This window comes from Saccharopolyspora oryzae (genome assembly GCF_027853915.1).
In the GTDB taxonomy this organism is placed as follows: Bacteria; Actinomycetota; Actinomycetes; order Mycobacteriales; family Pseudonocardiaceae; genus Saccharopolyspora; species Saccharopolyspora oryzae.
This window is the reverse complement of the sequence record NZ_JAQGLA010000039.1, coordinates 38333-62674: the sequence shown is the minus strand read 5'-3', so window position 1 is coordinate 62674 and position 24342 is coordinate 38333. Positions and strand designations below refer to the sequence as shown.

The following is a 24342-nucleotide window of genomic DNA, read 5'->3' as shown; positions in this document are numbered from 1 at the left end:
GCCGCGGGTTCTCAGCGTTCGCCTGGCGAGGACGGCCCGACTGCCGTGTATTGGCATACATAAAGTCGGGCACCCGGAGTCCAGGCGGGCGCTGAGGTTCCGCTACCCGCACCGCCACGCAAAACGAGCCCGGAGAGCACCTTGCTCTGCGGGTCTTACGCGGGTACTACCTCCGGCGTGGCAGCATCGGGGTGTGACTACGCCAGTTCCCGGTAACCAGGTGCCCGGTGTGCAGCCGGAAGATCTCCCCGCCCAGCTGCCCGAGGGCAGCGTCCTGCTGGACGTGCGGGAGAGCAACGAGTGGCAGGCCGGGCACGCGCCCCAGGCCGTGCACCTCCCGATGAGCGAGCTCGTGGACCGGCTCGACGAGATCCCGGAAGCCGACCAGGTCTACGTGATCTGCCGTTCCGGCGGCCGGTCGGCGAAGGTCACCGCTTACCTCAACGCCAACGGCTGGGACGCCGTCAACGTCGAGCGCGGCATGAACGGATGGTCGGCCATCGGCCGGCCGATGGTGTCCGACGACGGCGAGCCGTACGTGCTGTGAACCCAGGACCTGCGCAGCGCCCGGCGCGGTGGGTCGCCACCCCGCCGGGCGGTCCGCGCCGCCCGAAGCAGCGACGGCAGCCGCGCCGCTACACCGGCCCGCCGTCCTACCCGGCCGTGCCGCGCTGGGGCTTCCCGATGCTGGCGTGGCGGTGGCCGCTCGCGCTGCCCGCGCGCGCGAACATCAACGCCTCGGTGCGTGCGGAGGCTTCGGCCAGGTCCGCCTCGGTGGTCCTGTGGATCACCGCGGGTATCGCCGGGCTGGGGACCTTCGCGGAGGCCTGGCGCTACGTCCTGCTGCTGCTGAGCAGGGACGGGGCGCTGGCGCGCACTCCGCTGGCGATCTCCGACGCGCTGGTCGGCATGACCGGGGTCCTGCTGTGGGTGGTGGGTGCGCTGGCCGGCGTGCTGGTCGTGCTGTGGGGGCTGCGTGCGCGAGCTGCGGCCGCCGAGCGCATCGGAGTCCACAACGCCCGTCCCGACTGGCAGGTGGTCGTCGGCGTGCTGGTGCCGGGGCTGAACCTGTTCGTGCCCGGCTCGGCGGTGGCGGAGCTGGAGCACTCGGTGCTGATCGCCGAGGGCGACCGCGAGCGCGGCGCGCGACCGTTCCCGACCCTGCGCGTCCGGTTCTGGTGGGCGACGTGGGTGGCGACGCTGCTGGTCGGCTGGTTCACGATCGTCTGGGGATTCCGCGGCAGCGTCCAAGCGCTCGCCGACGGCGTCGTCCTGCACGCGCTGAACAACGCGCTGGTCACGCTCCTGGCGGTGCTGACCGCGAGGCTGATCAAGTACGTGATGGCCCTGCTGGTCGCCCCGGACCCGACCGGGCTCCGCCACCTCCAGGTCCGCGCGGTCCGCGCGACCCCACCACTTCCGCGCGCCGAGCGCTCCGCCACAGCTCCGCGCTGACAGCGCTCCGTTCCGGCAGCTCAGGACCCGTGAGCACTTTGGGCTGCCATAGCGACCCGAAGTGCTCACGGGTCTTCGGCGCGCGCGTTGCGTCACAGATGCCGGAATTGGATCTGCCCGGTCCGGATAATCGGGCGCGTGTGGCAGCCGACCCCCGACGTCGTTGCGCACCGAGGAGCTTCGGCGCACCGCGCTGAGCACACCCGCGGTGCTTACGAACTGGCCCTGGAACAGGGCGCCGACGCGCTCGAGTGCGACATCCGGGTCAGCCGCGACGGACACCTGGTGTGCGTGCACGACCGGCGCATCGACCGGACCTCCAGCTCCCGCGGCGTGGTCAGCGAGCTGACCCTCGCCGGGATGTCCGATGTGGACTTCGACAGCTGGCACCGCGAACTCCCGGACACCGCCGACGAACTGGTGCGCCGCACCCGCCCGGTGCCGGAGCGCGGCGTGCTGACCCTGGACGAGCTCCTCGCCCTCGTCCACGACCACCCGCGACAGGTGCAGCTGTTCGTCGAGACCAAGCACCCGGTGCGCTACGGCGGACTGGTCGAGCACAAGCTCGTCGCGCTGCTCGCGCGCTACGGCCTGGCCGAGCCGTCCGACCCGGAGAACTCGCCGGTGGTGATGATGTCGTTCTCCCAGGCCGCCGTTCGGCGGTTCCGGGCCGCGGCCCCGCTGGTGCCGACGGTGCTGCTGTTCGACCGGTTCCGCGACTCGTGGCGCAACGGCGTGCTGCCGCCGTGGGCCGACATCGCCGGTCCCGGAATCCGCTTGCTGCGCGAGGATCCCGGTTTCGTCGACCGCGCCGCCGCGCTCGGCCGCGACACCTACTGCTGGACCGTCGACGAGCCGGCCGACGTCGATCTCTGCCGGCGCAGCGGGGTGCGGTACCTGGCCACCAACTCGCCCGGGTCGACCCGCTCCCACCTGGCTGATTCGGACCTGCCTCGATTCGGTAGCGTCACTGCGACTTGACCGAGAGCGAGGGGATCTGCAGTGTCGAAGCGAACCGCGCCCAAGCCCGGGGCGGACACCGGGATCAAGCCGCGCCAGCCCTGCCCGTGCGGTTCCGGCAAGCGCTACAAGGCCTGCCACGGTGCTGCCGGTGGCGCCGCCGACGTGATCGTGACCCGGCCCTTCGAGGGGCTGGCCGCGGAGTGCGAGCTGATCGCGCTGCGCGAGTTCGTGCCGTCCGCGACGGCGAAGCTGCCGCTGCGCGGCGAGGGCGACATCACCCTGGCGACCGTGCTGCCGATGGCCGCCGCGGCGCTGCGCCGCAACGACGACAAGTCGTTCGTCGGCCTCCAGGTGCAGACGCACTCCGGGGACATCAGCCGCGACCTGGCCCGGGCCGTCGAGTGGGTGCAGGGCGCTGAGCTGGGTGAATCGCTGCCGGTCGTCGGCCCCGAGACCGCCGAGGCGGGCACCGTGCCGGCCCGCCTGCAGGACGTGCTGGACCCCGAGGCGAAGCTCGAGGTCGAGGTGCACAAGGACTTCGCCTGGTGGCTGCCCGACGACGTCGAGCCGACCGGCGAGGTGGCGCTGTCCCTGGAGCGGGCCAACGCGGCCATCATGCCCACCGACCGGCTGGTCGCCGAAGGCGTGGAGTCGGCCTACTGGGTGGACGCGGGCGAGAAGGCGCACCTGCGCTGGGTCCGCCCGGAGCCCGAGGAGCAGCTCGTCGCTGCCATGGCCCGCCTGTCCGCCCGTGGTGAGCTCGCGCTCGGCGAGGACAGCCGCTACGCGGGGTCCTTCCGCGCCCACGGCCTCCTGGTCCCGGTGTGGGACCTGGACCGCGAGAAGCACGCCCGCGAGTGGGACGAACCGGCCGCTGAGCTGGGCCGACGCCTCTCCGAAGCCCTGGCCTCCCTCGACGACCAGCCCCTCGACGCGGCCGAGCGCCGAGCCCGAGACGGCCTCCGAGGCCGCCAGGTCACCATCCGCTGATCCGCGAGTTCAATGGAAATCGGACGTCTGATTTCCATTGAAATCGCGTGAGTCCACCGCAGCCGTCGGCGCGTCGGGATCCGATGCGCCGGCGGCTCGCTGCTTCTCGCGGCTAGTTCCTTCGTTCGATGCGCCAATTGGGTGATCGCGGTATTCAGGAGGCAACCCCCGGACGGGCAGCGGCGTGTTCTCCACGCGATGCCCGATGTGGACGGGGGTGGACCGGGTGACCGCGCACCTGCCCGCAGTGCCGACCGCCGCCGAGACGGCCGGTGCTCGCCAGCGGGCGCGCCGGGGGGATATGGCGGCGACGGAAGACGACTTCGCGGAGTTCGTCCGGGTAGCACTGCCCGGACTGATGCGCTACGGCCACGCCCTGACCGGCAATCCGCACGACGCCGCCGACCTGGTGCAGGCGGTGCTGGAGAAGGTCGGCGCGCGCTGGGCCAAGGTCAGCCGCAACTGCGGCGATCCGACCGCCTACGTGCGCCGCGCGATGGCGAACACGCACGTCAGCCGCTGGCGCCGCACGCGCCGCGAGACGCTGCTCGCCGACTTCCCGGACGTCCCCGCGCAGGCCCAGCCGGACCGGCTGGAGAACGAGCCGCTGTGGCAGGCGCTGCGATCTTTGCCGCCGAGGCAACGCGCGGTGGTCGTGCTGCGTTACTACGAAGGCCTCTCCGAGCTGGAGATCGCCGAGAGCCTCGGCGTGAGCTGCGGAACGGTGAAGAGCCAGGCGAGCAAGGCGATGGCCTCGCTGCGCAAGAGGCTCGGGTCGCTGGAAGGAGGTGACGTGTGATGGACCTGGAGGACGAGCTGAACCGGATCCTCCGTGACGACCGCCTGGACATCCCGGTGCGCACCGGGGCGGAATGGGCGGTGGTCGCTGGAGCGCGTCGCCGACGCCAGCGCAACAACGCGATGGCCGCCGCCGGCAGCGCCCTCGCGGCGCTGGTCCTGGCGGGCGGCGGTGTGGTGCTGGCCAACCACAAGGCCGAGCAGCCGGTGCAGCCGGCGGTCCCCCCGGTGGTGCACACGACCTCGGAGCCGGACCCGACCAGCGCCGAACAACCCCCGCCGCCACCGCAACAGCAGGAGCCACCGGGACGGCCCCCGGCCCTGCCCCACTACGAGCCCCCGACGTCGACGAGGACGTCGGAGCTCCCGACGATCCTGAGCACCAAGACGTCGGAACCGCCGCCGACGAGCTCGAACCCCACGCAGACCAGCGAACCGAACCCGACGTCCTCGGCGAACCAGACCAGCGAACCGCCGGGCGAGTAGGCGCAGGATCAGACGGAGCCGCCGGCTGCCTTGGGGGCCGTGGCGTCGGCTCCCTCGTCGCCGACGGATTCGCGGGCGAGGAAGGTCTCCACGTCGAAGAGGTTGCCCTTGGCGCGGTCGACCACGTTGAGCAGCGTCGACATCTGCGAGACCTCTTCGACCTGCTCCTTGAGGAACCACTGCATGAACTGCTCGCCGAGGTAGTCGTTCTCCTCGCGGGCGGTCCTGGCCAGCGCCTCGATCTCGCGGGTGACCTCGCGCTCCTGCTCGAGGGCGAGCGCGACGAGTTCGCGGGTCTCGGTGAACTCGTCGCGGACCTGCTCGATGGCCGGGATGCGCGGCCTGATGTCGTTGTCCATCAGGTACTGGATGATCATCATCGCGTGGTTGCGCTCCTCGAGCGCCTGCCGGTAGAAGTGCCCGGCCAGCTGCGGGAGGTCGTTGTCGTCGAACCACACGGCCACCGCGACGTACTGGTGCGAGGCGGTGAATTCGTTGCGCACCTGTTCCTGCAGGAGGTGCTCGAACTTCGATTCCTTGTGCTGAATCTTCTTCGCGGTGACAGACATGCCATCAGAATACTCTGGAATTAATCCAGTTTCATTCCAGGGAACCCTAAGTTGAATTCGGCAAGGCTAAGGTTGCCGCAATTAACGCAGGCAATCCTAAGAAATCGAAGGTAAGCCAAACCTGACCTGTTTTGGCTGGTAGGTGGCCTGCTGGCTAGATCGTAACCGGTGTTGAGCGCAGTGTCACTAATTCGAGTGATCGTTTGTCGGTGAAGGCTGTCATTGCGTGGATCAATTGCGCAATGGCAGCCTCCACCGACTGCACGATCAGGTGAGAGGGGCGCGGGTAATCGGACAGGACATGCAACGCGGTCCACCGCGGCCGGAACCGAGTTCCGAACCGGAAATGCGCAGCACTTCGATGCCCGCGTCTTCCAGCCGCGCGTTGGTCTCGGCGTTCCGCTCGTAGGCGACCACCACGCCGGGCGCCAGCGCCAGGGTGTTGTTCCCGTCCTCCCACTGCTCGCGCTCCGCGGTCACCGGGTCCAGGCCGGTGTCGATCACGCGCAGGTGGTCGATGTCCATCGCTTCCGCCGCGGCTTCCAGGAAGGGCGTCGGGCCGGACACCTTCAGCTCCTCGCCCGCGGGGCGCAGCGTGTAGGCCTCGAGCGAGTCCTGGATGGCCGGGTACATCACCACCGCGTCGCGGTCGACCATCGTGCACACCGTGTCCAGGTGCATCGACGCGCGCCGCTGCTCGATCGGCACGGCCAGCACGGTGTGCGCCAGGTCGTCGGCGAAGACCGAGCGCGCGAAGGACTCCACCCCGGCCGGTGTGGTGCGTTCGCCGACGCCGATCGCCACCACTCCCGGCGCGAGCAGCAGCACGTCGCCGCCCTCGACGGGGGCGGAGTGGGCGCCGTACGCGCGGGCGGCGTGCGAGAAGCGCGGGTGGTAGGCGTAGATCAGGTCGGTGAGCGCCGATTCGCGGCGGCGCGCGGGCATCGCGAGGGCGGCGATGGCGACCCGGTCGCCCACCCACACCGACGAGTCGCGCGTGAACAGCAGGTTCGGCAGCGGTTCGATGGCGAAGTCGTGCGCGTGGTGCATGCGGCGCACCAGCGACTGCCCCTCGGCCGCGGGCAGCTCCTCGAACGTCATGCCCGCGATGAGGATCTCGGCGAGCGCGGCGTCGTCCACGCTGGACAGGTGGGACCGCAGGGTGTCGGCGATGTCGACGCCCAGCTTGAGCTCGTCGACTCCGGACAGCACGGCCGCGGCCCGCGCCCGCGAGTCCCGCAGCGCGTCGGTGAGCAGGCTGCGCAGCAGCAGCACTTCGACGCCCCGGCTGCGCAGGACCTCGGCGAAGGCGTCGTGCTCCTCCTGCGCGCGATCGACCCAGGGGATCGCGTCGAACAGGAGCTGGTCGCTGTTGCGCGGAGTGAGTCGCTTCAACTCCGTGCCCGGCCGGTGCAGCAGCACCGAGTGCAGCGGCCCGACCTCGCTCTGGACGTGTGGTTCGGTCACGGTTCGAAGCGTAACCACGACGAACCAAAACGTCTGCGATCAGCGACGTTTTCGATCGAACGTTAACGAAACCAGAGCCTCGAGCATCAATTCGTTGCGCCCAGTGTCAAAATCAGGCCCCCGCGCCGGACACCCGGCGACCGGCGCCGGATGTGGACCAGCAGCCCCTCCTCCGGACGACGTCCGCAAATTCAATGGAAATCGGATGTCCAATTTCCATTGAATTTGCGGAGGGTGCGGTCTGTGACCGCGAAGCACGACCGGCACCGCGCGGCGAGGGTCGCATGCGCCGCAGGCGCATAGCCCACCCTCGCAACTCGCACCGCCGCGGGTTCTCAGCGTTCGCCTGGCGAGGACGGCCAACCCGCCGTGTATTGGCATACATAAGGGTTGGCACCCGGAGTCCAGGCGGGCGCTGAGGTTCCGCTACCGGCACCGCTATGCAGGACGAGGGTGGAAAAACCTCGTTGATTTGCGGGGTTACGGGAGCCAGCCGACTCGGCCGCGGAGGGCTGCGTAACCGACGAAGGCTACGACGTCGATCAGGGCGTGGCCGACGATCAGCGGCCAGAGGCGGTTGGAGCGCTGCCAGATCCGGCCGTAGACCAGGCCCATCACCACGTTGCCGACGAACCCGCCGAAGCCCTGGTACAGGTGGTAGCTGCCGCGCAGGACCGCCGAGAACCACAGCGCGCGGTTCTCCGACCAGCCCAGCTGCCGCAGGCGGGTCAGCAGGTAGGCCACCACCAGGACCTCTTCGGCGAAGGAGTTGCCGAAGGCGGCCAGCGTCAGGACCGGGGCGCGCCACCACGCGTCGTCCAAAGTGGACGGCTGGACCGTCAGGCTGAGGCCGAGCGCGTGCGCGGTCAGGTAGAGGCCCAGGCCGGGGATGCCGATCAGCGCGGCCAGGCCCATGCCGCGGAAGAAGTCCCGCGCCGGCTGGGAGCGGTCGAGCCCGACTCGCCACAGCGCCACTCCGCTGCGCCACAGCAGGAACGCGCCCAGCGCGCCCCAGGCGATCAGCCGGGTCACGCTCACCAGCTGCTGGAACATGTCGAGCAGTCCGAGCTCGGCGCGCGGGACGTTGATCGCGGCGTGCTGGTCGGCCAGCGGTTCCGGGCGCAGCAGTGCGTCCAGCAGGGACAGCAGGCTCTGCAGACCGGACAGGCCGAGGGTCACGGTGAACACCACGACCAGCTCGACGATGATCGCCTTGCGCTCCCGGCGATCGGTGATCGCGGCGGGATCGCCGGGGCGGGTGGGGGCCAGCCAGGCGCGCAGGGTGCTCACCCGAACGAACCTACCTGGACGGATGGAACCGTCTGGCAATACCGGGAAACCTGCTCCGGAACGGCCCGCGGGGTGGTGGCGTCGGATCGGTGACGGCCCGGCGGAGGTGGGCATGGACGTGTTCGTGTGGGGTGCGGCCGACACCGAACGCGCGGTGCGCGTGCTGCAGGCGGTGCGCGGGTTCGAGGCGCTCGACGGACCCGTGGGCTCGGCGGACCTGCTCGGCGTGCGCGACGGCGTCCTGGTGGAGCTGCGGCACTGCGACCCGGGTGGGCTCCAGGTGCGGTTCGTCGACGGGACGAGCCCCGGCCGGGCTGCCGTGGTGGCGCGCTCGTTCCTGTGGATGATCACCCGCCGGGGCGGCGTCGACGAGGCGATGCTGGTCGGCCCTGGCGCTCACGGCTTGCGCTTCCGCAGCGGCCGGATCCACCGCCTCGAACCCCTGGACTCCGAGACCGTCCAGGACGACTGACGTCGCTCCGGGTCAGGCGGAGCGCTGTTGCGCGAGGAAGGGGCAGCCGACGAGGCGGCGGAGTTCGGCTCCGAGGTGTTCGGTCGTCGTCGCCGGGCGGGAGAAGGCGAGGCGGACGTCGTGGTCGCCGTCGGTGGACTCCACGCGCAGGCGCAGGCCGTACTTGTCCAGGCCGAGCGGGCGGACGTGGCCGCCGCGGAGCTGCTCCGGAAGGTGCCGGCCGAGCAGGCCGACGACGTCCCGGTGGGACAGCTCCAGGTGGCGCAGCCAGGAGTCCTCCTGCATGCAGAACGGGTCGGGCGCGGCGGCCTGGAAGTCGGCCACGTCCACCGAGCTGGTTCCCTCGGAATCGGCCAGCACCAGCGACGCCGACTCCAGCTTCAGCACGGTCGCGCCGTGCCCGGCGTCCAGCAGCCGCGGGTCCGGGCGCTCCTCGGCGACCGCGAGCACTTCAGCGCGGGCGTCGTCGCCTTCCAGCAGGCTCACCCAGCCGGTCAGCCACAGCAGGCCGCGCACCGGTTCGCGGAGCCGGACGGGCGTCGGGTCGGCGATCTCCAGCACCGCGGCGAGTTCGCTGCGCGGGGCTTGCCAGGCGGCGGCGATCAGCGGGTGGTCGTCGGCCAGCAGCACGGTGGCCGAGCCGTCCGCGTGCACGTGGTGCAGCAGCGGGGCGACGCGCACCGAGGTTTCGCTGGACGGCAGGAGCGCGGCCCGGCCGCCTCGCTTGGCGATGCTCCTGGCCCGCTCCGCCGGGCTGGGCGTGGCGGGCTTCCGGGTCGTCGTCTCGCTCACCGCTCACCTCCAACTTAGGCAACCCTAACTTATCAGGGCGGGGTGCGGAAGTCGTCTGGTCGGGGGATCTCGACCCGATTTCGCCGACGTCCCCTTACTACCAGCTGGGACGCTGCTGCGGGAGCCGATCGTCGCCGGTGGTGGGAGGGGGTCGTCGGCCCTGGTCGGTGCCGGGTGGATGATGAGGTTCGAACCAGGCGAGGGAGGCGCTCATGACCCCGCCGGACGTCCGTTTATCGGGCACCTTTGTTCACTGGGCGATACGGCATTAGCGTGTCAGCCGTGTCAAGCGCTGTTGAGCTTCGCGCGCCCGGTCCGCGCGGCATCCCGCCCTTGTTCGCCCGTCTGGTTGACGACGCCGCGTTGTTCCCACCGGGAACACCGGCCGTTCCCCAGGTCGTGGCGGACCACCTCGACGCGCGCGGCGGTGCCTTCACCGGACTGCTGGGGCCGATCCTGTGCCAGGCCTCGCGGCTCGCCGAGCTGATCACCGAGCTGGCCAAGGTCAAGCCGAGCGCCCCGGTGCCGCTCTCGCTGGTGTGCGACACCGGCCTGGGCGGGGTGCCGAAGGCGCTGTCGATCATCGAGGGCAGGCAGGAGCTGCTGGCGCTGCGGATGGTGGAGATGCCCGCGCCGTCGGACGTCGACGACATCTGGCTGGAGCGGGTGTCGGAGTTCGTGCCCGAGGACATCATCCGGGTCGTCGAGCCGCGGCGCGGCGGCGACGGCTGGCTGGACGGCATCCGCCGGGTGGCGGAGCACGGCTGCTGGCCGAAGCTGCGCTGCGGAGGTCCGACCGCCGAATCGGTGCCCTCGGTCGACGTGGTCAACGACTTCCTCGCAGTCGCGGCCAGCCTCGAGGTGCCGTTCAAGGCCACCACCGGCCTGCACTACGCGGTGCGCGGCACCGACCCGGAGACCGGGTTCACCCACCACGGCTTCCTCAACCTGCTGGTCGCCACCGCGCGCTCGCTGTCCGGCAAGGACGTGCGCGAGGCGCTGGCCAGCACCGACGGCGCCGCGCTCGCGGCCGAGGCCCGGGCGCTGTCCGACGACGCGGCCAAAGCGGTTCGCGACGTCTTCGCCTCCTACGGCGCACGATCGTTGAAGGACCCGATCGCCGAGTTGGAAGGATTGGGGTTGCTTTGACCTGGATCGAGGATCCCGAGTTCGCCCCGGACCAGCCGTTCGGCCCGCAGACGCTGCCCTACGGGGTGCTGGTGACCGGCAACGGTCCCGTCGTCGCGGTGCGGGTCGGTCGGCACGCGCTGCCGCTGCGCGGCATCTCCGGGGCGCTCGGACCTCGACTCGCCGAGCTGGTCTCCGGCGATTCCCTCGATCCGCTGCTGGCCGCGGGCCGCGAGCGCTGGCAGGAGCTGCGCGAGCGGCTCGTCGAGATCGTCGAGGCCGATCGCGCGCCGGCGGGCGCGAACCTGGTGCGCACCGACTGGCACACCCTGGTGCTGCCGTTCACCGTCGCCGACTACGTCGACTTCTCCGCCTCGCGGCACCACCTGGAGAACGTCGGCCGCATCTTCCGCCGCGCCGCCGCGCCGGTGCCGGAGAACTGGTCGCACCTGCCGATCGCCTACCACGGCCGCTCGGGCACGGTGTACGTCTCGGGCACCGACGTGCACCGGCCGAGCGGGCAGCGCAAGGCCGCCGGCGACCTGCACCCCGCGTTCGGCCCGACCCGGCGGCTGGACTTCGAGGCGGAGGTCGGGTTCGTCTGCGGCGGCGAACCGGCCACCCGGGTGTCCACATCGGACTTCGCGGAGCACGTGTTCGGCGTCGCGCTGGTCAACGACTGGTCGGCGCGGGACGTCCAGACCTGGGAGTCCGACCCGCTCGGTCCGTTCCTGGCCAAGTCCTTCGCCACCTCGATCGCCGGCTGGATCACTCCGCTGGCGGCCTTCGAGCACGCCCGGATCCCGCTGCCGGGCCCGGACCACGTTCTGCAGCCCTACCTGGTGGAGACCGAGTCCTGGGGGCTGGACCTGCGGCTCGAGGTGCGCTGCAACGAGACGGTGCTGTCCCGGCCGCGCTTCGAGCACATGATGTGGTCGCCCGCGCAGCAGCTGGCGCACCTGACGGTGAACGGCGCGACGGTGCGCCCGGGCGACCTGTTCGCCTCCGGCACCGTGTCCGGGCCGCAGCGCGACCAGTGCGGTTGCCTGCTGGAGCTGACCTGGGGCGGGGCCGAACCGATCACGTTGCAGGACGGCGAGCAGCGCACCTTCCTCCAGGACGGGGACCGGGTGACACTGCGGGGTAGTGCGCCGGGGCCCGGGGGAACGGTGGTCGGGCTCGGCGAGGTGACCGGCACGGTGCTGGCCGCCGCTCGGAGGTGACGCGATGGCTCCACCAACCACCCCGGAGCCGATCCGCGCGCTCCACGACGCCCAGCCCAGCACCAAGGAGAGCTCGCTGACGCTGGAGCGCGGGCTGAGCCTGCTGCAGGCGGTGGCGGAGTCGGAGAGCGAAGCGCCGACGATCAGCGATCTGGCCGCGACCATCGGCGTCAGCCGCGCGGCCGTGTACCGGCTGCTCGGACCGCTGCAGCGCCGCGGCCTGGTGCGCCGCGAGGGCTCGAAGGTGCGGCTGGGTCTGAGCGTCCTGTGGCTGGCCGGGCGGGTGCTGCCGCAGTTGCGCGTGGCGTCGCTGCCCGCGCTGCGCGATCTGGCCGAGCGGGTCGGGGCGACGGTGCACCTGACGGTCGCCGATGGCGGCGAGGCGCAGGCCGTGGCCGTGGTGGAACCGTCGTGGACCGTCTGCCACGTGTCGTACCGGGTGGGCAGCCGTCATCCGGTGCAGCGCGGAGCGGCGGGGCGAGCGGTGGACCTGCCGCCCGGCGGCCCGAGCTGGCTCACCAGCAGCGGCGACTTCCAGCCCGGTGCGTTCACCGTGGCGGCACCGGTCCGCGGCGTGCCCGGTCTGCGTGCGAGCGTCGGCCTGGTGTCGCTGCAACCGCTGGAACCCGACGAGATCGGCCCGCTGGTCGTCGAGACCGCCGAATCGGTCGCCGAAGCCCTCCGCTGACGCTTCCCGGGCACCCGACACGCCGGGTCCCGACACGCCGGGGGATGCAGTTTCAATTGAAACTGCGGATCCCAGGCACGGCGGATCACAGTTTCAATTGAAACTGCGGGTCGTGAACCGGACTTCCGCCCCTGACCGGGTGTGCGATCTAGGTCCGGCGGGGGTACTCCAGGCGTCCCGGGCGCCACGGCCGGCGGCCGGTCCTTCCTGAGCTTGGAGGTCCACCGATGACACGGCAGATGACCACCGAGATGCAGCAGTGCATCGACATGTGCCACAAGTGCCACGACATGTGCGAGCAGATGCTGTCGCACTGCATGGAGAAGCGCAGCGAGGAAGCCATGCAGATGAGCATGGCGCTGATCTCCTGCGCGGACATGTGCCGAATGTGCGCGGACATGATGATGCGCTGTTCGAGCATGGCGAAGGCCAGCTCGGACATGGTGCAGATGTGCGTGCGGATGTGCGGGATGTGCGCCGACATGTGCGACACGACCGCCGAGATGTGCCGCCGGATGGAAACCCGGGAGATGGCCGACCTGGCGGACACGATGACGCAGTGCGCCGCGATGTGCCGCCAGATGACACCGCAGACGATGCAGATGGCGTGATCGGCGACCGGGCCACTTCCGCCAGGGGGTGGCCCGGGATCAGCCGTGGCTAGGCGGACCTCTCGGGCAGCACCATCGTGAGCACCCTGCTGGTCTCGCGCAGGTCTTCGGGGATGTCGGCCACCGGGCCGATCCCGCGGTCGCGGTTCATCACCCAGCGGCCCCGCTTGGTGATCCGCAGCTGCGCGATGGCGTTGGCGAGGTCGAAGCGGAAGAGCATGTGCGCGCCGATCGGAGCGTGGCTGCCGATGGCGGTTTCGATCTCGGCGATGAGCGCGTCGCGCGTCGGGTTGTGCGGGAGGTAGCGGTCCTGCGCGGGGATGTCGGAGGGCTCGTGGTGCAGCAGGCCGCGCTCGACCAGGGCGGCCCGGTGCCGGTCGAAGGCTTCCACGCCGCGCGTTTGCCGCCATTCCCGCACGGGGACGGGCCTGGTGGCGCTGAGCCGGGCCAGCTCGTCCAGCAACGCGTCGGCCCATCCGAGGCCGGTGGGGCTGACGTCGAGCAGTTCGACCGCGTTGGTTCCCCGGTACACCCGGATGCCGAGGAACTCGAACTTGTTGGTCCGGATCCGCAGCTTGCCGCGCAGCGCGAGGTCGCCGAGCTCGGCCGCTGCGCAGCCCGCGTCGGCGCGGAGGACGCTCTGCACGGTGCCGGAGGGCTGGTGGGCGAGCAGGACGAATTCCTCGGGCAGGGTGAGCGGTCGGGGTGCGTTCACGCCGATCACCCTGTCATCCCCGTCCGGCCCGGCGAAAGCGGCTTCGCAGGCCGGAAATCGTGCCTTCCGGACATCTCTGCGCGGTCGGCCGCAGCAGGACGTGGAGCGGTTCTCAGCCCGCGGGGCAGTGCGGAGTGGAGTCCGAATTTTGCCGGAACGTCTTCCGCGTCCCCCGATTCGGCTGGTAGGAAGTAACCCGATCGGCGACCGGTGATGCGCAGCGTCGACGGGACCAAGGTCCTGTCCGCGGCAGGACCCTCGTCCGGGGGAATGAGGGCCCTTGCCTCTGCGGAGTTCCCCCTGAAGTGGACAGAGTGGTGTCGTGGATCTGCTCGACATCGCCCGATGGCAGTTCGGGATCACGACCGTCTACCACTTCCTGATGGTTCCGCTGACCATCGGGCTCGCGGTGCTGGTCGCCGGGATGCAGACCGCCTGGTACCGCACGGGCAAGCAGCGCTACCTCAAGATGACCAAGTTCTGGGGCAAGTTGATGCTGATCAACTTCGCCATGGGCGTGGTCACCGGGATCGTCCAGGAATTCCAGTTCGGCATGGCCTGGAGCGCGTACTCCCGCTTCGTCGGGGACGTCTTCGGCGCGCCGCTGGCGATGGAGGGACTGCTCGCGTTCTTCGTCGAGTCGACCTTCCTCGGCCTGTGGATCTTCGGCTGGGACAAGCTGTCCAAGGGTGTGCACCTGGCCTGCGCGTGGGCGTTCTCGCTGGCCACCGTGCTGTCCGCGTACTTCATCCTGGCCGCCAACTCCTGGATGCAGCACCCGGTCGGCGTGGAGCTGGTGGACGGCCGGCCGCGGCTGACCTCGATCTGGGCGGTGCTGGGCAACAACACCGTGCTCGCCGCCTTCCCGCACACCATCTTCGGCTGCTTCGCGGTCGCCGGCTCGTTCCTGATCGGCATCGCGGCCTGGCAGATCGCCCGCCACCACCGCAAGTCCGACGTCGACGACGAGGACCGCAAGACCTGGCACGGTTCGATGCGGCTGGGCGCGTGGGTCGCGGTGGTCGCCTTCGCCGGGCTGGCGATCTCGGGTGACGTGCAGGGCAAGCTGATGTTCCAGCAGCAGCCGATGAAGATGGCCTCCGCCGAAGCGCTGTGCCACACCGAGGCGCCGGCCAGCTTCTCGATCTTCGCGGTCGGCGACGTGGCCCGCCCGGACTGCGAGAACATCAAGAGCATCACCGTGCCCTACATCCTGTCGTACCTGGCCAACGGGGACTTCACCAGCGAGGTCAGGGGCGTCCAGGACCTGATCCCGGAGTACCAGGCCAAGTACGGCACGCACTACCCGGACGACCCGCGGCTGGGCTCGCTCGCCGGGCAGCCCATCGACTACACCCCGAACCTGCCGGTCACCTACTGGGGCTTCCGGTTCATGATCGGCTTCGGCGGGCTGGCCGCGCTCGGCGCGGTGGCGGTGCTGTGGCTGACCCGCAAGCAGCGGTTTCCCAAGGGTCGCTGGTGGGCTCCGCTGGCGGTGCTGGCGATCGGATTGCCCTTCGCGGGCAACATCGCGGGCTGGGTGTTCACCGAGATGGGCCGCCAGCCGTTCGTGGTGGCGCCCAACCCCGACCCGTCCGGGATCGACGGGGTCTGGATGTTCACCGCGCAGGCGGTGTCCGCCGGGGTGACACCGGGCGAGCTCCTGACCTCGGTGATCGCGCTGACCGCGCTGTACGGGGGCCTGGCGATCGTGGAGATCTTCCTGATCGCGCGCTACGTGCGCGGCGGGTTCGACGCGGTGATGCCGCCGAAGCCCGCCGAGGGCGAGGAATCCGACGACGAAGCCCTGTCCTTCGCGTACTGAACGAGTGTGAAGAGGACCTGCGATGGATCTGCCGACCTTCTGGTTCTGCGTGATCGCCCTGCTGTGGCTGGGCTACCTGTTCCTGGAGGGCTTCGACTTCGGCGTCGGCATGCTGCTGCCGATCCTCGGCCGCAAGGACGTCGAGCGACGGGTGCTGATCAACACGATCGGCCCGGTGTGGGACGGCAACGAGGTGTGGCTGATCGTCGCCGGCGGCGCCATGTTCGCGGCCTTCCCCGGCTGGTACGCCTCGCTGTTCAGCACCGCCTACCTGCCGCTGCTGTTGCTGCTGGTGGCGCTGATCGGGCGCGGGGTGGCGTTCGAGTACCGCGGCAAGGTCGACACCGACCGGTGGCGGCGCAACTGGGACCGGGTGATCGTGGCCGCCTCCTGGATCTCGCCGCTGGTGGTGGGTCTGGTGCTGTCGGCCAACGTGTTCGGGCTGCCGCTGGACCAGCACGGCGACCGGGTCGGTGCCTGGTGGACGATCTTCAGCGTGCCGAGCATCGTCGGCGCCCTGGCGGTGTGCGGGTTCTCGCTGCTGCACGGCGCGGTGTTCCTGGCGCTGAAGACCGAGGGCGAGATCCGCGAGCGGGCGCGGCGGTTCGCGCTGCGGATGGGCGTTCCGCTGCTGCTGCCGGTGATCGCGCTGCTGTTCATCGCGCAGCTGTCCGAGGGGTCGACCTGGACCTGGGTGCCGCTGGTGATCGCACTGGTGTCGGCGCTGGCCGGGCTCGCGCGGCTGTACCGGTGGCGCGACGGGCAGGCCTTCGCGCTGCAGGGCATCGCGCTGGCCGCCGTGGTGGTCACCCTCTTCGGCGCGCTGTGGCCGAACGTCATCCCGTCCACTTTGGACGCGGCGTGGTCGCTGCCGATCGCCGAGACCGCTTCCAGCCCGTACACGCTGACGGTGATCACCTGGGTCGCGGCCTTCGGCACCCCGGCGGTGCTGATCTACCAGGGCTGGACGTACTGGGTGTTCCGAAAGCGCATCGGCACCAAGCACATCCCGCCGATCCACGCCCCGTCATGACCCCTCCCTCCGCCCGGGGCGCCGCAAATTCAATGGAATTTGGAGGTCCAATTTCCATTGAATTTGCGGAAGTTCTCCACAGGACCCGGGACCTGTCCACAGGTGTCGACGTATCAGGTGCCCGACACGCCGGGTCCCGACACGCCCGGAGGGGCGCAGTTTCAATTGAAACTGCGGACCCCAGGCACGACGGATCGCAGTTTCAATTGAAACTGCGTTCAGCCGCGACTGAAACGGGACGTTCGTTGAGGAGCACGTGATGGGTCCGCTGGGCGCGTTGCCGCGGTTGTCGGCATCGGCTCGCCGCGCGCTGGTCGTCGCCGGGCTGCTGTCGGTCGGCAACGCCGTCGCGCTGATCGTGCAGGCCTGGGCGTTGGGCAGCGCTCTGGCGGCGGTGGTGACGCGCGGGGTCGAGCCGAGCGAGATCAGCCGCTACCTGGTCGTGCTGGCCGTGGCGGTGGTGGCGCGCGCGGTGCTGGGCTGGGCGACCGAGTCGGTGTCGGCGCGGGCCGCCGCGGGCGCGAAGGAAGAACTGCGCGGCCTGATGCTGGATTCCGCGCTGCGCCGCGGCCCGGAGTGGATCCAGCGCCGCGGCTCCGCGGAGCTGACCGCGCTGGCCACCAAGGGCCTCGACGCGCTCGACGCGTACTTCACCAAGTACCTGCCCGCGCTGGTGACCGCGGCCGTGGTGCCGCCGCTGGTCGGGGCCTGGATCCTGTGGTCCGACTGGGTTTCCGCGCTGGTCATCCTGATCACGGTGCCGCTGATCCCGCTGTTCGCCTGGCTGGTCGGCAAGTACACCGAGCAGCGCACGTCGAAGGCGGCCGACGCGGTGCAGCGGTTGTCCGGGCAGCTGCTGGAGCTGATCCGCGCGCTGCCGGTGCTGACCGCGTTCGGCCGGGCGCAGGCGCAGGGCGAGGTGGTCGGCCGGGTCAGCGACTCGCATCGCCGCACCACGGTCGCCACGCTGCGCGTCGCGTTCTTGTCCGCGTTGGTGCTGGAGCTGCTCTCGTCGCTGTCGGTGGCGATGGTGGCGGTGGGCATCGGCCTGCGCCTGGTCTCCGGCGACCTCGACCTGGCCACCGGCCTGCTGGTGCTGGTCCTCGCGCCGGAGTGCTACCTCCCGCTGCGCGCGGCGGGCGCGGCGCACCACGCCAGCGAGGACGGCGTGGAAGCCGTCCGCCGCGTCGACGAGATCGTCAGCGAGCCGGGGCCGAGCGAACGGACCGTTGACCTCGTCGAGCGGTGTGAACGGTCCGTTCGCTCCGAAACCGGCCTGCGGGTCGCCGGGTTGCGGGTGCGGCGGCGGGACGGGTTCGCCCCGGACGGGTTGAGCTTCACCGCGCGGCCGGGCGAGATCGTGCGGCTGGAGGGCTTCGACGGCATCGGACCCAGCGGCAGCGGGAAGTCCACCACGATGGCGGTGCTGCTCGGGTTCGCCGAACCGGAGAGCGGCACGATCACCTGCGACGGCGTGGACATCGCGGACCTTGCGCCGGGGGAGTGGCGTCGCCGCATCGCCTGGGTGCCGCAGCGCCCGACGTTCACCGGCGGCACGGTCGCGGACGAACTCGCCGTCGCCACCGCCGACCAACCGGACCTCTCGGTGCACGTCGACGAAGCCCTGTCCGCCGCGGCAGCGGCGCACCTGCGCGACCGCCGCACCGACGAACTGTCCACAGGGGAGCGTCAACGGGTCGCGGTGGCCCGCGCCCTGCTCCGGCTGCGCGGCGAGGCGACGATCCTGCTGCTCGACGAACCCACCGCGCACCTCGACACCGCCACCGCGCACCAGGTCAACGCGGCGATCCGCCGCGCCGCCGACGACGGCGCCACCGTGGTGCTCGCCAGCCACCGGCCGGAAGCCGCGGCTGAGCTGGCCGAGCCGGTGCTCGCGGCGGCCCCGGCAGCAGCCCCCGACCTGCCCGAAGCGCGCGGTCGCCTCCGCGACCTCCTGTCGCCGCGGCTGCTCGTCGGCACCGGCCTCGGCGCGCTGTCGCTGCTCTCGGGCCTCGCGCTGACCGCGACCTCGGCCTGGCTGATCGCCCGCGCTTCGCAGCAGCCGCCGATCCTGACGCTGTCCGTCGCGGTCGTCGGCGTCCGCACCTTCGCGCTCTCGCGCGCGGTGCTGCGCTACGTCGAGCGCCTGGTCACGCACGACGCCGCGTTCCGGCTGTCCGGTCGCCTGCGACGGCAGCTGTGGGACGCGCTGGTGCGGCTCGGGCCGGTGCGAAGTGCCGGACTCCGCCGCGGCGAAGGCGTCGCTCGGCTCGTCGACGACGTCGACGCGGTCCGCGACCTGGTGCCGCGCGTGATCTTCCCGCCGATGGTGGCCGTGGTCGTGATGATCGGTGCGGTCGTGGTGCAGGCGCTGGTGCTGCCGGAGGCCGGGCTGCTGCTCGCCGTGGTGCTCCTCGCGGCCTGCATCGCGAGCCCGCTCGCCGCGGTCGCTGCGGAGCGCCGCGCGACGACTGCCGTGGCTGAGGGACGGCGGAAGGTCTCCGCGCGGGTCCTGGGACTTCTCGACGGCGCGGCGGAACTGCTCGCCTTCGGCGCGCACGCCGAACAGCGCGCGGAACTGGCTGCCGAGGACGACCGGCTGGCAGCGCGGGCGCGACGCGCGGCTTTCGGCGCGGGAGCGGCGACTGCGATGATCGTCCTGCTCATCGGCGTGGCGGTGCTCGGCGGAGCGTGGCTCGGAGCGGCGGCGGTGGCCGAAGGACGACTGGCGCCGGAGCTGGCGCCGCTGCTCGGCCTCGTACCGCTGGCGGTGGCGGAGGCCGTGGCGCTGCTGCCTCCGGCTGCGCAGCAGTGGCGGTCGCTGCGGTCCGCGCAGGACCGCCTGGCCCCGCTGCTCGCGGTCGAAGCACCTTCTGGCGGGACGAACGCCTCAACCGAAATCGAGCTCTCCGACGTCGACGTGCGCTGGCCCGGCGCGGCGGAACCTGCGCTGCGAGACGTTGACCTGCACGTCCCGGCCGGTTCCCACGTGGCGATCGTCGGGCCGTCCGGTGGTGGCAAGTCGACGTTCTTGGCCCTGCTGCTGGGTTTCCTCGACGCCGAGCGCGGCGAAGCGCGCGTGCCGCGGCGGATCGCCTGGTGCCCGCAGGAACCGCAGCTGGTGTCGACGACGGTGCGCGAGAACCTGCGGCTGGCCGCGCCGAAGGCCGGCGACGACGAGCTCGTCGAGATCCTCGAGGTCGCCGGCCTGCCGGACTGGACCGACCGCTTGGACACCAAGGTCGGTGGCACGGCGATGTCCGGCGGCGAAGCGCAGCGCCTCGCGCTGGCCCGCGCGCTGCTGGTGCGGGACGCGGATCTGGTGCTGCTCGACGAACCGACGGCGCACCTGGACGTCCCGGCGGCCGAAGCGCTCCTGGACCGCCTGGAGCGGGCGCTGCGGGGACGCACGGTCGTGCACGTGACGCACCGCTGGTCGGAAGCCGAACGCGCCGACGTCGTCCTGCGCGTGGACGGCGGCGGGCTCACCGCCGTCCGGAACCCCACGTCGTCGCGGTCCCCGGCGGCGCGGTAGGAATCCCCTTCATGATCATCAAGGGCACTGCCTGTGACCTGCGTCGTCAGGAGGAGCGAGCGCCAGGTGAGGAGCTATAGCCTCGTGCACGACATGGATTCCTCCCTCGCCCGGCGAATGCTGGCGGCATCGACCGAGATCACCCGCGCGGCCCTGTCCGCGGAGGATCCCGACGCGGTGCTCCCGCTGGTGGTCCGCCGCGCCGCCGAACTCGCCGAGGCCGACCTCGGCATCGTCACCGTCCGCGCCGACGACGGCCGCCTGACGGTCGAAGCCGCCTACGGCGCGCCGTCCGCGATCGGTCCGCTCGGCGACCCGGTCGGCACCGTCCTGTCCTCGCGGTCGGCTGCGGCGCGCGTGGCCCGCAGCGGTGTTCCGGTCGTCGTGGACGACCTCATCGACGATCCGCTCACGGCCCCGTACGTCCCCGCTGAACTGCGGGTTTACGGTCCGTTCGCGGTCGCGCCGTTCGGCACCCGCGAGCGCCGGCTGGGCGCGCTGGCGGTGTACCGCAGGCGCGGTGCGAGCACGTTCACGCGCGTCGCGGTAGACGTGCTGACCTCCTTCGCCGCGCAGGCCGGGCTGGCGCTGGTGCTCGCCGAGGGATCCACCGCGCGGCAGCGGATCGCGGTGTACCAGGAGCGCGAGCGCATCGCGCGCGACCTGCACGACGTGATCGTGCAGCGGCTCTACGCCACCGGCGTGCAGCTGGAGGTGCTGGAGCGGCGGCTGTCCGGCCAGCTCGCGCCCGCCGACGCGACCCGGCTGTCGGAGACGATGGAGCAGATCGACCAGGCCATCGCCGAGGTCCGGGCCACCGCCCGCACCTTGCGCTCCGCCGACCCGGAGCCTCCGCACCACGCGCCCGCGCTGGACGACTCGATGCGTTCCGAGGTGCAGATCGCCGGTGAGCTGCTGGGGCGGCCCCCGCAGCTGGAGATCGAGGGCGACCTGTCGGACGTGCCGGTCCAAGTGGCCGATCACGCCCGCGCGGCCCTACGCGAAGCACTGTCCAATGTGGTCAGGCACGCGGGTGCGAAGTCGGTACTGGTTCGGGTGCGCCGCTCGGATGCCGGACTGCTGCTGCAAGTCGTCGACGACGGCTGCGGAATTCCCCGCGACGTGAGCAAGCGGGGCCTGCGGAACCTCGAAGAACGAGCGGTCGCTGCCGGAGGCCGCTGCGTGATCACCTCGTCCCCGGACAGCGGCACCACGGTCACCTGGGAAGTCCCCCTCACCGCCAAGACCTGACCCGGGATCCCCCGCACCCCAACGGGTTCCGGACCTCCGCCGTCGGCGGGGATCAAAGTTCAATGGAATTTCGACGTCCAATTTCCATTGAATTTGCGGAAGTTCTCCACAGCCAGGACGACTTGTCCACAGGTGTCGGCGTGTCGGGGTCCGCAGGTCCCGACACGCCGGGGTCCCGACACGCCCGGGTGTGCAGTTTCAATTGAAACTGTAAAACCCAGGCACGGCGGATCACAGTTTCAATTGAAACTGCGGATCAGGTGCCGGCGTGTCCGGGGCATGACACGCCGACACCTCCTCCGGACCGGTGCGCCAGAGACTCAGCTCCGGTCGAGGAGGTCCTTGGAGATCTCGCGCATCTCGACCTTGCGGATCTTGCCGGTGACGGTCATCGGGAACTCGTTCACCACGTGCACGTAGCGCGGGATCTTGTAGTGCGCCAGCTTGCCGGTGCAGAACTCCCGCAACGACTCGGCCGTCAGCTGCTCAGCACCCTCGCGCAGCCGGACCCAGGCCATCAGCTCCTCGCCGTAGCGCGCGTCGGGAACCCCGATGACCTGCGCGTCCACCACGTCGGGGTGGGTGTAGAGGAACTCCTCGATCTCGCGCGGGTAGATGTTCTCGCCGCCGCGGATGACCATGTCCTTGATCCGGCCGGTGATGCTGACGTAGCCGTCGGCGTCCATCACCGCCAGGTCCCCGGTGTGCATCCAGCGCGCCGCGTCGATGACCTCGGCGGTGCGCTCCGGCTGCTCCCAGTAGCCCAGCATCACCGAATAGCCGCGGGTGCACAGCTCGCCCGGGGTGCCGCGCGGCACGGTCAGGCCGGTCACCGGGTCGACGACCTTGACCTCCAGGTGCGGACCGACCCTGCCCACAGTGGACACCCGGCGCTCCAGCGAGTCGTCGGCGCGGGTCTGCGTCGACACCGGGGACGTCTCGGTCATGCCGTAGCAGATCGACACCTCCCGCATCCCCATCCGGTCGATGACCTGCTTCATCACCTCCACCGGGCACGGCGAACCCGCCATGATCCCGGTGCGCAGCGCGGACAGGTCGAAGCTCTCGAAGTCCGGGTGCTCCAGCTCGGCGATGAACATCGTCGGCACCCCGTACAGCGACGTGCACCGCTCGGCGGCCACCGCGGACAGCGACGCGACCGGGTCGAAGCCCTCCGCCGGGATGACCATCGCCGCCCCGTGACTGGTGCAGGCCAGGTTGCCCATGACCATGCCGAAGCAGTGGTAGAACGGCGGCACGATCGCCACCCGGTCGACCTCGCTGTAGTTGCACAGCTCGCCGACGAAGAACCCGTTGTTCAGGATGTTGTGGTGCGACAGCGTCGCGCCCTTCGGGAACCCGGTGGTGCCCGAGGTGTACTGGATGTTGATCGGGTCGTCGGCGGAGAGCTCGATCGCCGCCAACCGCTGCGGGTCCGCGGCGGCCCCGGCCAGCTGCTCCCACGCCGGGTCGCCCAGGAACACCACCTGCTCCAGGCCGTCGCACTTCGGGCGCACCTGCTCGACGATCTCGACGTAGTCGGAGGACTTGAACGACTTCGCCGAGATCAGCATCCGGATGCCGGCCTGGTTGAGCACGTACTCCAGCTCGTGCGCCCGGTAGGCCGGGTTGATGTTGACCAGGATCGCGCCGATCTTCGCCGTCGCGTACTGGGTCAGCGTCCACTCCGCGCGGTTCGGCGACCAGATCCCGACCCGGTCTCCCTTGCCGATCCCGGCGTCGAGCAGGCCGACCGCCAGCGCGTCCACGTCGGCCACGAATTCCCGGTAGGTCCAGCGGCGACCGGTCGCGCACTCCACCAGGGCGTCCCGCTCGGGGAACCGCGCCGCGAGCCGATCGAGGTTCGCCCCGATCGTCTCCCCCAGCAGCGGCACCTCCGAAACACCCGAGTCGTAGCTGAGCTGGACGGCATCCACGGTGACTACCTCCCCGACGAGCACGTGAGACGGATCACCCATCTTGTCCTCGAGATCCCCCGCTCGGCCACCCCCGAACGCGGGTACCGCAAATTCAATGGAATTTGGACGTCCGATTTCCATTGAATTTACGGGGACCGGAGCCCGGTGGTGGGAGCGACGTAGGGTTTCCGGGTGCGTGCTTTCGTCGTCGATGCCTTCACCGACACCGCCTTCACCGGGAATCCCGCCGGGGTCGTGCTGCTGGACTCCCCCGCCGAGGAGTCGTGGATGCAGTCGGTGGCCGCCGAGCTCCGGCACTCCGAGACCGCGTTCGTCGTGGTCGCAGGCCCGGAGGGCGAGCCGAAGCCGTTGCGCTGGTTCACGCCGACCACCGAGGTTCCGCTGTGCGGGCACGGCACCCTCGCCACCGCGCACGTGCTCGGCGGCGATCAGCGGTTCGACACCCGCAGCGGTGTCCTGACCTGCACCGCGCTCGACGACGGCTGGATCGAGATGGACTTCCCCGCCGATCGGGCCGAGCCGGTGGAACCGCCGGAAGCCCTGGCCGCCGGGCTCCCCGGCGTCACCGTCGTGGAGACGGCGCAGGCCGCGACCAAGGTGCTCGTGCGCGCCGGGTCGGCCGCCGAGGTCCGCGCGGTGCGACCGGACTTCGCGGCGCTGGCCACCGTCCCGTCCCGCGGCGTGATCGTCACCGCGCCCGGCGACCGGCCCGGGGTCGACTTCGTCAGCCGGGTGTTCTCCCCGCAGGTCGGCATCCAGGAAGACCCGGTGACCGGCTCCGCCCACTGCACCCTCGCGACCTGGTGGGCCGCCAAGCTCCACCGCGACCCGCGGAGCGCGGACTTCGTCGGCGAGCAGGCCTCCGCCCGCAGTGGCATCGTCCGCATGGCGCTCCGCGCCGACCGAGTCGGCCTCCGCGGCCGGGCCACCACCGTCCTCAGCGGCGAACTCCACGTCTGACCCGAGCTCCGTCCCACATCGTGGACCACAGTTTCAATTGAAACTGCGGAACCCAGGCACGGCGGATCGCAGTTTCAATTGAAACTGCAGCTCCGAGGCCAGGCGGAGGCATGAGGGGAAACCCCGATTCGCCGGGCGGTCGGGTGGTGGC

General features: G+C 70.9%; 22 protein-coding genes. 16 read left to right on the top strand and 6 right to left on the bottom strand.

The genetic code is table 11. The features are described from left to right. Positions 1–193: 193 nt before the first annotated feature. The 6 genes from OU415_RS22165 (at position 194) to OU415_RS22140 (ending at position 4692) form a co-directional block, all read left to right on the top strand. On the top strand, positions 194–547 hold the full coding sequence (locus OU415_RS22165) for a rhodanese-like domain-containing protein (RefSeq protein ID WP_408641891.1): 354 nt from the start codon (positions 194–196) through the stop codon (positions 545–547). Continuing rightward, on the top strand, positions 544–1455 hold the full coding sequence (locus OU415_RS22160) for a DUF4328 domain-containing protein (protein WP_270950905.1): 912 nt from the start codon (positions 544–546) through the stop codon (positions 1453–1455). The genes OU415_RS22165 and OU415_RS22160 overlap by 4 nt, the downstream gene beginning before the upstream one ends. Before the next feature lie 138 nt (positions 1456–1593). Beyond that, positions 1594–2436: a glycerophosphodiester phosphodiesterase gene (locus OU415_RS22155; protein ID WP_270950904.1), complete on the top strand. Its 843-nt coding sequence runs from the start codon at positions 1594–1596 to the stop codon at positions 2434–2436. 21 nt (positions 2437–2457) lie between these two features. Beyond that, complete coding sequence (locus OU415_RS22150) at positions 2458–3408, top strand: DUF5926 family protein (protein ID WP_270950902.1); 951 nt, start codon at positions 2458–2460, stop codon at positions 3406–3408. A 226-nt stretch (positions 3409–3634) separates the two neighbouring features. Next, positions 3635–4207 carry a SigE family RNA polymerase sigma factor gene (locus OU415_RS22145; protein WP_408641890.1) on the top strand — a complete coding sequence of 191 codons (573 nt, stop codon included), beginning with the start codon at positions 3635–3637 and terminating at the stop codon, positions 4205–4207. Continuing rightward, a complete protein-coding gene (locus tag OU415_RS22140) occupies positions 4207–4692 on the top strand; it encodes a hypothetical protein (RefSeq protein WP_270950900.1) in 486 nt (161 codons plus the stop codon). Before OU415_RS22145 ends, OU415_RS22140 begins: the two co-directional genes overlap by 1 nt. Positions 4693–4700: 8 nt before the next feature. Here the strand turns inward: OU415_RS22140 and OU415_RS22135 are convergent, their stop codons facing one another. The 3 genes from OU415_RS22135 to OU415_RS22125 form a co-directional block, all read right to left on the bottom strand. Beyond that, complete coding sequence (locus tag OU415_RS22135) at positions 4701–5261, bottom strand: ferritin (RefSeq protein ID WP_270950898.1); 561 nt, start codon at positions 5259–5261, stop codon at positions 4701–4703. Positions 5262–5528: 267 nt separating this feature from the next. After that, positions 5529–6728, bottom strand: coding sequence for an arginine deiminase (gene arcA / locus OU415_RS22130; protein ID WP_270950896.1), 1200 nt, complete (start codon positions 6726–6728; stop codon positions 5529–5531). A gap of 480 nt (positions 6729–7208) precedes the next feature. Beyond that, positions 7209–8018: a CPBP family intramembrane glutamic endopeptidase gene (locus OU415_RS22125; protein ID WP_408641889.1), complete on the bottom strand. Its 810-nt coding sequence runs from the start codon at positions 8016–8018 to the stop codon at positions 7209–7211. Positions 8019–8130: 112 nt separating this feature from the next. Between OU415_RS22125 and OU415_RS22120 the strand changes: the two genes are divergently transcribed. After that, entirely contained in the window at positions 8131–8490 is a 360-nt protein-coding gene (locus OU415_RS22120) for a hypothetical protein (RefSeq protein WP_270950895.1), read from the top strand. A gap of 12 nt (positions 8491–8502) precedes the next feature. Here OU415_RS22120 and OU415_RS22115 read toward each other — a convergent pair whose 3' ends face one another. Then, positions 8503–9282 carry a DUF2470 domain-containing protein gene (locus tag OU415_RS22115; protein WP_270950893.1) on the bottom strand — a complete coding sequence of 260 codons (780 nt, stop codon included), beginning with the start codon at positions 9280–9282 and terminating at the stop codon, positions 8503–8505. A gap of 282 nt (positions 9283–9564) precedes the next feature. On the opposite strand from OU415_RS22115, the gene OU415_RS22110 reads away from it, so the two are divergent. The 4 genes from OU415_RS22110 (at position 9565) to OU415_RS22095 (ending at position 12932) form a co-directional block, all read left to right on the top strand. Then, positions 9565–10431 (top strand): hypothetical protein, encoded by an 867-nt coding sequence (locus tag OU415_RS22110; protein ID WP_270950891.1) that lies wholly within the window; start codon positions 9565–9567, stop codon positions 10429–10431. Beyond that, the gene (locus OU415_RS22105) at positions 10428–11633 is read left to right on the top strand and encodes a fumarylacetoacetate hydrolase family protein (protein WP_270950890.1); all 1206 of its coding nucleotides are present in this window, start codon (positions 10428–10430) and stop codon (positions 11631–11633) included. Before OU415_RS22110 ends, OU415_RS22105 begins: the two co-directional genes overlap by 4 nt. A 4-nt stretch (positions 11634–11637) precedes the next feature. After that, positions 11638–12321, top strand: coding sequence for an IclR family transcriptional regulator (locus tag OU415_RS22100; RefSeq protein WP_270950889.1), 684 nt, complete (start codon positions 11638–11640; stop codon positions 12319–12321). 227 nt (positions 12322–12548) lie between these two features. Then, positions 12549–12932: a hypothetical protein gene (locus OU415_RS22095; protein WP_270950887.1), complete on the top strand. Its 384-nt coding sequence runs from the start codon at positions 12549–12551 to the stop codon at positions 12930–12932. Between the two features lie 49 nt (positions 12933–12981). On the opposite strand, the gene OU415_RS22090 is transcribed toward OU415_RS22095, so the two are convergent. Further along, positions 12982–13647, bottom strand: a complete 666-nt coding sequence (locus OU415_RS22090; RefSeq protein ID WP_270950885.1) for a GPP34 family phosphoprotein — start codon at positions 13645–13647, stop codon at positions 12982–12984. Between the two features lie 322 nt (positions 13648–13969). On the opposite strand from OU415_RS22090, the gene OU415_RS22085 reads away from it, so the two are divergent. The 4 genes from OU415_RS22085 to OU415_RS22070 all read left to right on the top strand — a co-directional run bounded on the left by OU415_RS22085 (position 13970) and on the right by OU415_RS22070 (position 21291). Further along, the gene (locus tag OU415_RS22085) at positions 13970–15472 is read left to right on the top strand and encodes a cytochrome ubiquinol oxidase subunit I (protein WP_270950883.1); all 1503 of its coding nucleotides are present in this window, start codon (positions 13970–13972) and stop codon (positions 15470–15472) included. 22 nt (positions 15473–15494) lie between these two features. Beyond that, complete coding sequence (gene cydB, locus OU415_RS22080; RefSeq protein WP_270950881.1) at positions 15495–16505, top strand: cytochrome d ubiquinol oxidase subunit II; 1011 nt, start codon at positions 15495–15497, stop codon at positions 16503–16505. Between the two features lie 259 nt (positions 16506–16764). Next, positions 16765–20040, top strand: a complete 3276-nt coding sequence (cydD, locus tag OU415_RS22075) for a thiol reductant ABC exporter subunit CydD (RefSeq protein WP_270950880.1) — start codon at positions 16765–16767, stop codon at positions 20038–20040. Between the two features lie 93 nt (positions 20041–20133). Then, a complete protein-coding gene (locus OU415_RS22070; protein WP_270950912.1) occupies positions 20134–21291 on the top strand; it encodes a GAF domain-containing sensor histidine kinase in 1158 nt (385 codons plus the stop codon). A 320-nt stretch (positions 21292–21611) separates the two neighbouring features. Here the strand turns inward: OU415_RS22070 and OU415_RS22065 are convergent, their stop codons facing one another. Then, complete coding sequence (locus OU415_RS22065) at positions 21612–23270, bottom strand: AMP-binding protein (RefSeq protein WP_270950878.1); 1659 nt, start codon at positions 23268–23270, stop codon at positions 21612–21614. Positions 23271–23402: 132 nt separating this feature from the next. Here OU415_RS22065 and OU415_RS22060 point away from each other — a divergent pair, with 132 nt between their 5' ends. Next, positions 23403–24191: a PhzF family phenazine biosynthesis protein gene (locus OU415_RS22060; protein WP_270950876.1), complete on the top strand. Its 789-nt coding sequence runs from the start codon at positions 23403–23405 to the stop codon at positions 24189–24191. Positions 24192–24342 lie beyond the last annotated feature (151 nt).